11 protein-coding genes are annotated in these 13,178 nt (G+C 68.9%); 2 read left to right on the top strand and 9 right to left on the bottom strand.

What is annotated here, in order from left to right; genetic code table 11:
* Positions 1-2: 2 nt before the first annotated feature.
* Together G3N62_RS01975 and G3N62_RS01970 are read right to left on the bottom strand one after the other, a co-directional pair.
* Complete coding sequence (locus tag G3N62_RS01975; RefSeq protein ID WP_124668771.1) at positions 3-506, bottom strand: hypothetical protein; 504 nt, start codon at positions 504-506, stop codon at positions 3-5.
* A gap of 66 nt (positions 507-572) precedes the next feature.
* Positions 573-848: a DUF4148 domain-containing protein gene (locus tag G3N62_RS01970; RefSeq protein WP_034185589.1), complete on the bottom strand. Its 276-nt coding sequence runs from the start codon at positions 846-848 to the stop codon at positions 573-575.
* A 316-nt stretch (positions 849-1,164) separates the two neighbouring features.
* Here G3N62_RS01970 and G3N62_RS01965 point away from each other — a divergent pair, with 316 nt between their 5' ends.
* On the top strand, positions 1,165-2,325 hold the full coding sequence (locus G3N62_RS01965) for a porin (protein WP_124668770.1): 1,161 nt from the start codon (positions 1,165-1,167) through the stop codon (positions 2,323-2,325).
* A gap of 201 nt (positions 2,326-2,526) precedes the next feature.
* Here the strand turns inward: G3N62_RS01965 and G3N62_RS01960 are convergent, their stop codons facing one another.
* Positions 2,527-2,922: a hypothetical protein gene (locus tag G3N62_RS01960; RefSeq protein ID WP_226226888.1), complete on the bottom strand. Its 396-nt coding sequence runs from the start codon at positions 2,920-2,922 to the stop codon at positions 2,527-2,529.
* A 140-nt stretch (positions 2,923-3,062) separates the two neighbouring features.
* Between G3N62_RS01960 and G3N62_RS01955 the strand changes: the two genes are divergently transcribed.
* Positions 3,063-3,350 carry a DUF4148 domain-containing protein gene (locus tag G3N62_RS01955; protein WP_034185587.1) on the top strand — a complete coding sequence of 96 codons (288 nt, stop codon included), beginning with the start codon at positions 3,063-3,065 and terminating at the stop codon, positions 3,348-3,350.
* A gap of 79 nt (positions 3,351-3,429) precedes the next feature.
* On the opposite strand, the gene G3N62_RS01950 is transcribed toward G3N62_RS01955, so the two are convergent.
* From G3N62_RS01950 to G3N62_RS01925, 6 genes are all read right to left on the bottom strand, one after another.
* On the bottom strand, positions 3,430-4,860 hold the full coding sequence (locus G3N62_RS01950) for a heavy metal sensor histidine kinase (RefSeq protein ID WP_034185586.1): 1,431 nt from the start codon (positions 4,858-4,860) through the stop codon (positions 3,430-3,432).
* On the bottom strand, positions 4,857-5,540 hold the full coding sequence (gene irlR / locus G3N62_RS01945) for a heavy metal response regulator transcription factor IrlR (RefSeq protein ID WP_006490455.1): 684 nt from the start codon (positions 5,538-5,540) through the stop codon (positions 4,857-4,859). Before irlR ends, G3N62_RS01950 begins: the two co-directional genes overlap by 4 nt.
* Positions 5,540-8,752 carry a CusA/CzcA family heavy metal efflux RND transporter gene (locus tag G3N62_RS01940; RefSeq protein ID WP_124668769.1) on the bottom strand — a complete coding sequence of 1,071 codons (3,213 nt, stop codon included), beginning with the start codon at positions 8,750-8,752 and terminating at the stop codon, positions 5,540-5,542. The genes irlR and G3N62_RS01940 overlap by 1 nt, the downstream gene beginning before the upstream one ends.
* Positions 8,753-8,877: 125 nt before the next feature.
* Positions 8,878-10,347: an efflux RND transporter periplasmic adaptor subunit gene (locus G3N62_RS01935; RefSeq protein ID WP_185733013.1), complete on the bottom strand. Its 1,470-nt coding sequence runs from the start codon at positions 10,345-10,347 to the stop codon at positions 8,878-8,880.
* A 26-nt stretch (positions 10,348-10,373) separates the two neighbouring features.
* Positions 10,374-11,684 carry a TolC family protein gene (locus G3N62_RS01930; protein ID WP_124668768.1) on the bottom strand — a complete coding sequence of 437 codons (1,311 nt, stop codon included), beginning with the start codon at positions 11,682-11,684 and terminating at the stop codon, positions 10,374-10,376.
* 240 nt (positions 11,685-11,924) lie between these two features.
* Positions 11,925-13,115 (bottom strand): phosphotransferase, encoded by a 1,191-nt coding sequence (locus G3N62_RS01925; protein WP_124668767.1) that lies wholly within the window; start codon positions 13,113-13,115, stop codon positions 11,925-11,927.
* Positions 13,116-13,178: the final 63 nt, after the last annotated feature.

Here is a 13,178-nt window from a genome sequence, read left to right as displayed (position 1 = left end):
GGCTACCACGTCGTCGCGCCGGCCGGATACGTATCGACGACGCGCGTGCCATTCGCGGGCGTGACGCCCTCGTTGCGCAACGCAGTCCACAGGTCGATCGCATGTTCGCGCGACTTGCGGCTGCCGTCGTCGGTCAGCACGTTCAGCGCGATGACCGTGTCGCGCGTCGTCAACTGCAGTTGTTCCTTCAACTTGCGCGACTGATGCGACGCGGTACGGACCTCGCCGAGCACGATACGCCTCTCCGTCGCAGCCGCCCCGCTCCCCGCTTCGGCCGGCACGAACGTCAGTCGCCCGTTGTCGACCTCGCATTGCCCCTGCGTGAACGTTGCCGTCCACGCGCCGGCAGGCACGGCCGCGAATTCGCACCGCATCCGCTCGTTCGCCCGCGGGCCGACGTCGTGGGCGGGCGCGTGCGACAGCGCACGCTCGGGCCAGCCGGCCGCCATCGCAGCCGTCGTCATCAGGCACCCCGCCAGCACGATTCCTTTCGCGATATGACGCATGACTCGCTCCTCTGCATGGATGAAGCCGGCCGACGGATACGGCCCCGGCCGGCCGTGAATCGTTGATCAAAGCACCGCGAAACCGTTGTCGTGCGCATCGACCATCGGCGCTTTCTCGCCGCGATGCACCGTCGAACGATGGATTTCCCGATTGCGCGCGACAACGGCCGGGCTCGCCGGATAGTCGTGATTCGGGCTCGGGATCACGCCGTCGTGACGCGCGCGCACCAGTTCCCGAACCACTTCCTGACGACTCTTCGGCTGTGCCGACACGGTCTGCGAGAGGGCTGCGGCCGACAGTGCGGCAACGACGGCGACGATCATCGGGCGCGGAATGTTCATGGGGTGTGCTCCTTGCTGAAAAGGCGTGACAGGTGCCTTCACTTTGATCCCGCGCTGGTGCGGATGCGTGATCGCCGCATGACGGTTTCGTCACCATGCGAACGACTTCTGCATCGCAGTGCACATTAAATAATTCGAATGTTCGGGCGTGCATGACACCGCGATGACATTTTTCTCATTTGTCCCTCACCTCCACAATCCGAACGCTTTCCAGAATCGCCAGCGCGATCGCGATATTCCGGGCCGCCGCCGCAAGCCCGGGCACCGGAGTCGAACGATGCGCGAAACGATCATCTTGAACTTCAGGGGAAGCACCATGAAATATCCAGTTCGGCTCGCCATGCTCTCGGGGGCGCTGCTCGCGACCGCCCAACCGGCCCATGCCGCGGAAGTCAGCCTCTACGGCCTGTTCGATACGTCGCTGACCTATGTGTGGAACGCCAATGCCGACGGCAGGAACCTCGTCGGCCTCGGCAACGGCAACCTGCTCGGCAACCGTTTCGGGCTGAAAGGCGCCGAGGATCTGGGCGGCGGCCTGAAAGCGATCTTCACGCTGGAAAACGGCTTCAATCCGAACACGGGCGCGCTCGGGCAAGGCAACCGGATGTTCGGCCGGCAGGCGTTCGTCGGCCTGGAAAGCGCACGCTGGGGCACCTTGACGCTCGGCCGCCAGTACGACGCGCTCGCGGACGTCGCCTGGCCCGTGACCGGCGATTTCTATTTCGGCAGCGTGTACGCGACGCCCGGCGACGTCGACAACTACGACACGTCGTCGCGCACCGACAACGCCGTGAAATACACGTCGCCCGTGATCGGCGGTTTCCAGTTCGTCGGCATGTATGCGCTCGGCGGCGTGGCCGGCAAGAGCGGCGCGGGCCAGACCTGGTCGGCCGGCCTGTCGTACAGCTACGGCCCGCTCGACGTCGCGGGCGGCTACTACTCCGCAGCCAACCGCTCGTCGCTCGAGAACGGCATCCGGACCAGCTGGAACGGCACGTCGGACGGCACGTTCGACGGATCGCTGGTCAACGGCGGTTACCTCTCCGCGAAATCGATCGACATCGCGCGCGGCGCGTTGCGCTACAACTTCGCGCCGTTCGCGGTCGGCATCGATTACAGCAATGCGCAGTACAAGGCCGATGCGATGTCCGCGTTCCGCAGCACGCAGAAATACGACACCGCGCGCGGTTTCTTCAACTTCCAGGCGACGCCCGGCCTGCTCGTCGGCGTCGGTTACAGCTACACGCGCGCCCGCGGCGATACGAGCGCCACCTACCACCAGGTGTCCGCCGGCGCCGACTACATGCTGTCGAAGCGCACCGATCTCTATGCGGTCGGCGCCTGGCAGCGTGCGAACGGCGAACAGCGCACGCTCGACGGCGGCACGCAAACGGCGCAGGCATCGATCGGCTCGTACGGCTATGGCGGCACGCGCACGCAGGGCATCGTCAATCTCGGGTTGCGGCACCGGTTCTGATCGCGGTCGCCATCCATGCGCGCAACGTGACGGAAATTTCATGTTGCGATCAGGTTCGCGACGCATCGCGCCGCTACGATCGAAGACGTGACGGGCCGCGCCCGTTACCACCCACGCAGCGGGTCGCTGCCGCACGGCACGATCACGCATTAGGCCCGGACTCGCTGAGTACCGGGCCTTTTTTTGTTGCCAGCCGGACGATCACGGTGCGGGATCGGGTCGCGGGAACAGGCACGGATGCGTTTTCACGTACAGATTCGGATTGCCGCAGCGGTGGCCCGCATAGTCGATCTGCTCGCCGGGCATCAGGTCGGCCGGCACCGGCTTGCGCGCAGCGGTGGGCCTGGCCTCGGTCGTGCCGGAACGTGTCGACACGCAGCCCGCGAACAGCGGGACGATCAGGACTGCGATCAAGGCTAGACGGATGGCGGGACGATGCACTTTTTGATCCGGAATGAAAGTCTGAACAGGACCGCCCGCTTTCCATGCTGCTGTCGCGAACGGCACGCATGCCGCCGGCCACGTCGGCCATCGGCAGGCTTCATGTTCCGCTTCCCGCTCGTCGCGCCCATGACGCGAACATGACGGTTGCGTCATGCCGGCCGGATCCCGACGGCACGCTGCCTGCTCGCGCAATCTGACGTTTTTTTCATCTCGCGATCACGATGACGCACGGCCGCTTTCGCATACTGGGTCCATGGTTCGCCACCCGGCGACCTGATCAAGGAGAACACTCGATGAAAACGGCAAAACTCGCAGCACTGTTCGTCACCGCCACGCTGTCGCTCGGCATGGCCACGCAGGCCGCGTTCGCGCAAACGCAACCGCAGGGCAAGAGCCGCACGCAGGTCGTCAACGAACTGAAGCAGGCGCAGCACGACGGCGTCGTGCCGACGGGCAAGACACAATACCCGCCGACCGGCGAGATCGTCGCGCGCAACAAGGAGCTTCACGGGATTTCGGTGCACGGCGGCGAGAAAAAGCCGCAGACCGACAACCACGACAACCTGACCGCACGGCAATGACGCTCGGCCACACGCGTGCGGGCAGCACGCCGCGCGCGGCCACCACCGGGCGAACGCGCGAACGTGCCCGCCCGCGCTGTCAGGTGCCGATGGCCGCCGGCCGGTTCGGCTCGGCCGGCCGGCGCGGAAAGCGCAGCCAGAACGTCGTGCGGCGGCCGGGATCGCTGTCGACGCCGCATTCGCCGCCGTGATTGTCCATGATCGACCGGACGATCGCGAGGCCGAGCCCGGTGCCCGACGCGGAATTGTGCCGTGACGGATCGACACGATAGAAGCGCTCGAAGATCCGCCCGACATGCTCGGCCGCGATGCCGGGCCCTGTATCCGACACGGCGATCGTCGTCGCGCCGCCCTGCTCGACGCAATCGATCGTCACGACGCTGCCGCGCGGCGCATAGGTCAGCGCATTGGACAGCAGGTTGCTCAGCGCACGCTGGTACAGCGTGAGGTCCGCGTCGACCCACGCGTGGCCATCGACCTTCACCGTCACGCCCTCGTCCTCCGCAAGCGGCTCGTAGTAGCCGGCCACCCGCTCCGCCTCCTCGGCCGCATTCAGGCGCCGCACGCCGATCGACGTGCCGGCCTGTTCCGAGCGCGCGAGAAACAGCATGTCCTCGATCATCCGCGACAGCCGCTGGTATTCGTCGATACTCGACTCGATCACGCTCCGGTATTCGTCCGCGCCGCGCGGCTGCGACAGCACGACCTGCGCGGCCGCCTGCAGGTTCGTGAGCGGCGTGCGCATGTCGTGCGCGAGATTCGACGAGAACTGGCTCAGCCGCGTGAACGACTCGTTCAGACGTTCGAGCATGCCGTTGAACGCATGCTCGAGTTCCTTCAGCTCGCCGGACGTATCGAGTTCCGGCAGCGGATGCGCGAGCCGGCTCGTCGACATCTGCTCGGCCCGCGCCGCGAACCGCCGCAGCGGGCTCAAGCCGAGCGCGGCGATACCGTAGGCCATCGCGGCGGCGAGCACCACGCCGAACACCTCGATCACGACGATCGTATAGGCATGCGTGCGCAGCAGCAGCAGGTCGGCGCTGCGGTCGTACTGCACCGCGACGCGCACCACCGGGCCACCGGCCCCCGCGCCGGCGAGCGGCACGTTCGTCACGAGGTACTGGTGCCGCGCGCCGGGCGGCGCGATGCCGACCGGCACGCGCCCGGCCTCCAGCGACATCAGCGGTGCATACGGGCGGAAACCGGGCGTGCCGACCAGGCGCGTGCCCGTGGCGTCGAAGATCGCGAGATCCATGTTCGGATGGCCGTGCAACTGGTCGATCCAGATGTCGGCGTTGCGCGCGACGTCGGCCGGCGTGCGCACCCCGGCCAGGTGGGCGCCCAGCGCGGCGGACGTGCCGGCCATCTGCTCGGCCGCCGTCGTTTCGACGCGATTGCTCAGCGCCTCGTAGAGCGCAACACCGCTCGACGCGAGGATCACCGACGTCGACAGGATGATCAGCGCGGTCAGGCGTCCGCGCAGCGTACGCGGCAGCAGATGCGCGATCATGCGGCCGCGCCGCCGCGCGCTTCGAGCACGTAGCCCATGCCGCGCACCGTGTGGATCAGTTTCGGCTCGTACGCGTCGTCGATCTTCGAGCGCAGCCGCCTGATCGCCGAATCGACGACGTTCGTGTCGCTGTTGAAGTTCATGTCCCACACTTGCGACGCGATCGTCGCGCGCGGCAGGATTTCGCCTTCGCGGCGCATCAGCAGCCACAGCAGCGCGAACTCCTTCGCGGTCAGCAGGATCGTGTCGCCCTGCCGCGTGGCCTTGCGGCGCGTCAGGTCGAGTTCGAGATCGGCCACGCGCAGCGTGTTCGAGTCGCGCGGCTGGCCGCGCCGCAGGATCGACTTGATGCGCGCGGTCAGCTCGACGAAGTCGAACGGCTTCGCGAGATAGTCGTCGGCGCCAAGCTCGAGCCCCTTCACGCGATCGCCGACATCGTCGCGCGCGGTGAGGAACAGCACCGGCGTCGACTTGCTGCGCCGCAGGTTCTGCAGCAGCGTCCAGCCATCCTGGCCGGGCAGCATCACGTCGAGCACGAGCAGGTCGTACTCCTCGGTCTCGGCCTGATGCTGGCCCGTGATGCCGTCCTCGACCCAGTCGACGACATAGCCGGCCTCGGTGAGACCCTTGCGCAGATACGCGCCCGTCTTCGGTTCATCCTCGACAATCAGAATTCGCATCACGCATGACCCTTGAAGAAACCCAGCCGGCGCAGCACGCCCGCACCGAGGCCGCCGCGAAACGCGGCGCGCCACGACACCGCATGGCTGACGCGGTACAGCACAGGCAGCACCAGCAGCGTCAGCGCCGTGGACGACAGGATACCGCCGATCACGACCGTCGCGAGCGGCCGCTGCACCTCGGCGCCGGTGCCGGTCGCGAACGCCATCGGCAGGAAGCCGAGCGACGCGACGAGCGCGGTCATCAGCACCGGCCGCAGCCGCGTCAGCGCGCCGTCGCGCACCGCGGCGTCGAGCGGCATCCCCTCGTCGCGCAGGTTGCGGATGAACGAGATCATCACGAGACCGTTGAGCACGGCGACGCCCGACAGCGCGATGAAGCCGACCGCCGCCGTGATCGACAGCGGAATCCCGCGCAGCCACAGCGACACCACGCCGCCGCTCAGCGCGAACGGAATGCCGGTGAACACGAGCAGCCCGTCCTTCACGTTGTTGAACATCACGAACAGCAGCACGAACACCATGAACAGCGCGAGCGGCACGACGAGCTTCAGGCGCTCGCTCGCGCTCTGCAGCTGCTCGAACTGGCCGCCCCACGACACCCAGTAACCGGCCGGCACGCGCACGTCCTGCTGCAGCTGCTCGCGCGCATCGGCGACGAACGAGCCGACGTCGCGGCCGCGTACGTTCGCGCTGACGACGACGCGCCGCTTGCCGTCCTCGCGGCTGATCTGGTTCGGGCCCGGCGCGACGTCGATCGTCGCGAGCTCCGCGAGCGGCACGTACGGCGCCGCCGCAATCGGCCCGCTGGCGCCCGCCGCCGGCGCGGGCAGCGCGATCGGCAGCCGCTTGATCGCCTCGATGTCGGAACGCAGCTCGTCGGGCAGCCGCACGACGATGTCGAAGCGGCGGTCGCCCTGGAACAGCGTGCCGGCCTTCTGCCCGCCGACGGCCGCGGCCACCGAGTCCTGCAGGTCGGCGACGCTCACGCCGTAGCGCGCGAGCTTGTCGCGGTCGAGGTTGACGGTCAGCACCGGCAGCCCGGTCGTCTGCTCGACCTTCACCTCCGACGCGCCCGGCACCTTCCGCAGCGCGGCCGCGATCTGCTCGCCGGTCTGGTTCAGCACGGCCATGTCGTCGCCGAAGATCTTCACCGCGACGTCGCTGCGCACGCCCGAGATCAGTTCGTTGAAGCGCAGCTGGATCGGCTGCGAGAACTCGTACGCATTGCCCGGCAGCGCGGCGAGCGCGGCCTCGATCTCGCGCACCAGTTGGTCGCGCGGCTTCTTCGGGTCGGGCCACCGGTCGGCCGGCTTCAGCATGATGTAGCCGTCCGACAGGTTCGGCGGCATCGGGTCGGCCGCGATCTCGGCCGTGCCGGTGCGCGCGAACACGCGCTCGATCTCGGGGAAGCGCGCCTTCAGCGTCTTCTCGATCGATTTCTGCATCTCCACCGACTGCGACAGGCTCGTGCCGGGAATCCGCAGCGCGGAGACGGCCAGGTCGCCTTCGTTGAGGCTCGGGATGAACTCGCTGCCGAGCCGCGTGGCCAACCCGAGCGTGACCAGCACGATCGCGCCGGCGCCGATCATCACGCGCGCCGGGCGCATCATGAACGCGGCAAGCACCGGTTCGTACGCGCGCCGCGCCCAGCCCATCAGCCGGTTCTCCTTCTCCTCGACCCGCTCGCCGATGAACAGCGCGACGGCCGCGGGGATGAACGTGACGGTCAGCACCATCGCGGCGGCGAGCGCCATCACGACGGTGATCGCCATCGGGTGGAACATCTTGCCTTCGACGCCGGTCAGCGCAAAGATCGGCAGGTACACGACCATGATGATCAGTTGCCCGAAGATCAGCGCGCGGCGCGCTTCCTGCGATGCACCGAACACCTCGGCGAACCGCTCCTCGCGCGTGAGCGGCCGCCCGGCCGCCGCCTGCGCATGCGCGAGCCGCCGCACGCAGTTCTCGACGATCACGACCGCGCCGTCGACGATGATCCCGAAGTCGAGCGCGCCCAGGCTCATCAGGTTCGCGCTCACCTTCGCGTTGACCATGCCGGTGAAGGTCATCAGCATCGACAGCGGAATCACGAGCGCGGTGATCAGCGCCGCGCGGATATTGCCGAGGAACAGGAACAGCACGGCGATCACGAGGATCGCGCCTTCGAGCAGGTTCTTCTTCACCGTCGCGACGGCCTTCTCGACGAGCACGGTGCGGTCGTACACGGGAATCGCCTTCACGCCGGCCGGCAGCGTGCGGTTCACGTCCGCCATCTTCGCGGCGACGGCCTTCGACACCGTCCGGCTGTTCTCGCCCAACAGCATGAAGACCGTGCCGAGCACGACCTCCTCGCCGTTCGACGTCGCGGCGCCGGTACGCAGCTCGCGGCCGATGTCGACCACGCCGACGTCCTTCATCCGCACCGGCACGCCGCCGACGTTGGTCAGCACGATGTTCGCGATGTCGTCGACTGTGCGCGCCTGGCCCGGCACGCGCACCAGGTACTGCTCGCCGCGTTTTTCGATGTAGCCGGCGCCGACGTTGTCGTTGTTGCGTTCCAGCGCGCGCACGACGTCGGCGAGCGTCAGCCCGTACGACATCAGCTTCGCCGGGTTCGGCGCGACGCGGTACTCCTTCACGTAGCCGCCGATCGAGTTGACCTCGGTCACGCCGCGCACGTTGCGCAGCTGCGGCCGGACCACCCAGTCCTGCAATTCGCGCAGGTCGGCCGCCGTATAACGCGTGCCGTCGGGTTTGCGCGCGCCGGCGTCGGCCTCGACGGTCCACAGGTAGATCTCGCCGAGGCCCGTCGACGTCGGCCCCATCGCGGGCGCGATGCCGGCCGGCAGCTTGTCCTTCGCCTCCTGGATGCGCTCGTTGACGAGCTGCCGCGCAAAGTAGATGTCGGTGCCGTCCTTGAAGATCACGGTGACCTGCGACAGCCCGTAGCGCGAGATCGAGCGCGTCTGCTCGAGGCCCGGCAGCCCGGCCATCACGGTCTCGACCGGATAGGTGATGCGCTGCTCGGCCTCGAGCGGCGAATAGCCGGGCGCGGACGTGTTGATCTGGACCTGCACGTTCGTGATGTCGGGCACCGCGTCGATCGGCAGCTTCTGGTAGCTGAACACGCCCAGTGCGGCCACGGCCGCGATCGCCAGCATCACGAGCCAGCGGTGCGCAATCGCAAAGCGGATCAGGCGCTCAAACATGTCGGAATTCCTTGAAACGGGGAACGGTCGCCCGCACCGGACGAGCCGCCCGGCCGGTCACGCGGCGCGCCGGAAAGCGGGCCGCCAGTCGGGCCGCCATCCGCGCAATGGCGCACACATATCGCTCATTCATGTTCGGCGCTCCCCTTGCCGAGTTCGGCCTTCAGCACGAAGCTGTTCGACGCCGCGTATTCCTGGCCCGGCTTCAACCCCTTCAGCACCTCGGTCGCGCGCTCGTCGCGCCGCCCCGTCTCGACGGCCTGCGCGACGAACCCCTTCGGCGAGCGCACGAACACCGACGGCGCGCCGTCGACATCCTGCAGCGCCTCGCTCGCGACCGCGAGCGGTACGCCCTGCTTGCCCGCGTCGACCGACACGTTCACGAACATCCCCGGGCGCCACACGCCGTCCGGGTTCGGCAGCACGACACGCGCGGGCGCGGTACGCGTCTGTTCGCCGAGCAGCGAGCCGACGTATGCGATCGGGCCGCTCGAACGCGATTCGAACGCGGTCGCGCTGACGGTCGCGTCGCGGCCGACGCGCACGTCGTTCAGCCGCTGCGCCGGCACGGCCATCTCGGCCCAGACGGTCGACAGGTCGGAAATCACGAACAGGCTCGCATCGGCGGCGATCGCCTCGCCGGGCGTCGCGTGTTTCTCGACGATCGTGCCCGCGAACGGCGCACGCAGTTCGTAGCGGTTCAATGCCCCCGCGCCGGCCGGCGCATTCAGCGCGGCGAGCTTCTGCCGCGCGTTCTGCACGGCGATCTCGGCCTCGCGCAACTGCACCTGCGCCTGCTGGTAGTCCTGCTCGGCCGAGATGCGCTCCTGCCACAGCGTCCGTTCGCGCGCGTAGGTCGCACGCGCGCCCGACAGCCGGCGCTCGGCCGTCAGCAGTTCGCTGCGGCGGTCGGCCAGGTCGGTGCTGGCGATCACCGCGAGCACCTGCCCCTTCGCGATGTTCTGCCCGAGCGATACCGACACCTGCTCGACGATGCCGGCCACGCGCGGCACGACGTGCGCGGTGCGGTCCTCGTTGAACTTGATCTCGCCCGGCAGCTGGAATGGCGTCGCGATCTGCGCGGGGCCGGCCTTCGCGAGTGCGATCCTCGACGCCGTCAGTTGCGCGTCGGTCAGCGCGATCGCGCCGTCGGCGCGCGCGAACGGGAACGATGCGGCGTCGCTGCCGGCCTTCACGTCGATCGTCGCGTCGAACACGTGCGGCTTCGCGATCGACTGGGCGGACACGAACTTCGGGCCCGACGCGTCGAAACGCAACGGCTCGTGCGTGCGGTCGTACCGCACCAGCGTGCCGGACACGGTGACGCCCTGGTCGGCCGGTTTGCCGTCGACGAACGGATAGACGACGAGCCGCGCGTCGCCGGGCTTTTCCGTCATCACGATCTCGACGGACAGCTTGCCGCGCTTCAGCACGACACCGCCGTGCGCGCCGGCGCCATCGGCCGGCTGCGCGGCTTCGGCGCCCGCGGGCGCCGAAGGGTTGCTCCCGCCGCGTGTAACGGCGAGCGCGCCGATCACGATCCCTGCGCCGCCGAGCACGGCCGCCGCGATAACGAAGATTCTGCTGCGTGACATGATGATCCTTCCGGTAAGAGTGCCGCTTATTGCGCGACGGCCGCGAGCGGCGTGCCGACGAGGCGGCCGATATCGGCGCGGGCCGAATGGGCGTCGGCGAGCGCGCGCACGTATTGCGACTGTCCCTGGAACAGCGTGCGCTGTGCATCGAGCACGTCGAGGAAGCTGAACTTCCCGAGTTCGTAGCCGCGCGACATCGCGTCGAGCGCGACGCGCGCGGCCGGCAGGATGTCGAACTTCAGCCGCTGCGCTTCCTGCTCGGCGGCCTCGAAATTCGCGTAGGCTTGCGTGAGCGCCAGCCGCAGGCGCATGCGTTCGCGATCGAGATCGGCATTCGCGCGCTCGGCCTTGTGCGTCGCCTCGAGCAGCGCGCCCTTGTTCGTGTTGAACAGCGGAATCGGGATCGATACGCCGACCACGGCCTGGTTGTCGGGCACGCCGCCTGTCGTCACGCGCTTCACGCCCGCGCTGACCGTCACGTCCGGAATGCGCCTCGCACGTTCGAGCGACACGGCCGCGTTCGAGCGCAGCATCTCGGCGCGCGCGATCCGCGCGAGCGGCGCATCGTCGAGCTGCGCGGTCAGCGCGGGCAGCGGCTCGACCGGCGGCACGGTTTCGAGGTCGCCGAGCACGGCGAGCCGGTCGCCGCGCGCTTCGCCCATCACCGCGTTCAGCTTCTCGCGCGCGACGTCCACCTTGCCGCGCGCCGTCACGACTTCGATCTGCACGCCGGCCGCCGCCACCTGCGCCTTCGTCGCCTCGACCGGCGACACCTTGCCGGCCTGCGCGCGGCGCCCCGCGAGATCCGCGGAGCGCGCGGCGATCGCGGCCGATTCCTCGGTGACCTGGAGCTGCCGCTGCGCGGCGAGCAGCCCGTAGAACGCGGCGATCACGTCGGCGCGCACGACCGCACCCTGCTCGTCGAGCGACGCGCCGGCCGACTCGCGGCCGTACGACGCGACGTCGAGCCGCGCGCGGCGCTTGCCGCCCAGTTCGATGGTCTGGTTGATCAGCGCGGTCGACGTACGTTCGTTGCTGCGGAAGCTCTCCTGCAGGAACGACACTTCGGGATTGGGGCGCGCGCCGGCCTGCAGCAGCGCGCCGGCCGACGCATCGACGTCCGCGCGCGCGCCGCGCAGCGACGGATTGTTCCGGGCCGCGACGGCGAGTGCATCGGAAAGCGTCAACGACGGGGCGGGACGTGCGTCGGACGGCGGTGCGCCGATCGGTGCGGCGCTGCCGGCGGCAGCTGTCGCCGGCGGCGGCAGCGACGGCTGCGCATACGCCGTCGCGGCCATCGCGAAGGCGACGGCCGCGGAGAGAGGGAGCTTGAGCATGTTCGGTTCTGCGGTAACGGTTGCGACCGATGCTACGGTCGGGCCGCAGTGCGAACATGAGGCGAAGATGATATTTCCGTCATGTTGGACGCAGCCGCACGCAGACGCGCGGCGCCCCGCGGGGACGGCGCCCCGTTTTGACGATCGGGAAGGTTCGGTGAGCGCGCGGCGCGACGGCCGCGCGAAAGACTGCGAAGGCTCGGGGCTTCGGCACGCGCGGGCCGCCGCCCCGCACGCGAATCAGGTGACGGGTTGTTTCGCGCGCCGGCGTTGCACGAGCCAGTCGAGCAGTTGCCGCCCGTCGCGCTCGCCGAACCAGCGCGCGTGCCCGATCAGGTAGCCGTCGTACGCGATGTCGACGATCGCCGGCGCATCGATGATGCAGCCGAAATACGCGACTTCCGACAGCGCGAACTCCGTATGCACGATCGGCAGCAGCGCGACCAGCGCGGCATACGCGTCGTCGTTCAGCGGTTCGAGCGCTTCGTAACCGTCGAGCAGCGCGTCGATCTGGTCGTACTCGATGCGCCGCGCATCGGCCGGCGCCATCCAGTCGATCGTATTGCGCTCGATCGCGAGCGCGAGGTCCATCACCGCGCAGGTACGATCCGACAGGCCGAAATCGAGCACGGTCCGCACCTGTGCGCCGGGGCCCGCCCCGGTCCACAGCAGGTTCGACGCATGCCAGTCGCCGTGCGTCCACAACGGCGGCAACGCGGTCAGCAGCGGCACGAGGCGCGCGTGATACGGGCCGATCGCGTCGGCCACGTCGCCGCGCCAGTCGCGCGAACCGAGTGCACGCACGAGCAGCGGCTGCGCCTCGACCCAGCGTTCGAGCGCGCCGGCCAGATCGGCGGACGACAGCACGCGAAAACTCGACAGCAGCGTCCGTACGGGGCGCGCCGGCGCAGCGTAACCGGCCGACGCGCGATGCAGCTCGGCCAGCGCGCGGCCGGCCGCGTAGGCGTGCGAAGGATGCATGAACGGTTGCCACGACATCACGCCGCGATACGGATCGACGCCGGGCGCGAGCACGTGCACCTCGTACGTCCACTCGCCGGACGCAAACGCGGTCGCGCCGTCGCGACCGGCCAGCACGTCCACCACGGGGATGCCGCGTTCGCGCAGATGCGCGATGAAGCGATGCTCTTCCTCGAGGCCCGCGACATCGCGCAGGCTCGCATGATGACGCTTGACGAACAATCCGCGCCCGTCCGCCATCCGCACGAGCACCGCCGCCGCGAACTGCCGCGGGCTGTGCCACGTCAGCCGCGCCGGCTCGCCCGCACCATCGATCCGCGCGAGTATGGCCGCCACCTCGTCGTGCGTCATCAGCGGCCAGTCGCGTTCGGCCTGCTCGCCGTCGACGCCGAATTGCGGCGGTGCGACGTCACGCGACAGGGGGCCGTCCGGCTCGAGGGGGAATGACATGAACGACGTTGCTCCGTGGTTGAATCCGTGCGTGAATCAGCGCGCGCCGCCGCCCGGCGCCAA

The organism is Burkholderia sp. Tr-20355, assembly GCF_017104685.1.
GTDB lineage: Bacteria > Pseudomonadota > Gammaproteobacteria > Burkholderiales > Burkholderiaceae > Burkholderia > Burkholderia seminalis.
The sequence above is the reverse complement of the archived record's forward strand: the minus strand, read 5'-3'. Positions and strand labels throughout refer to the sequence as shown.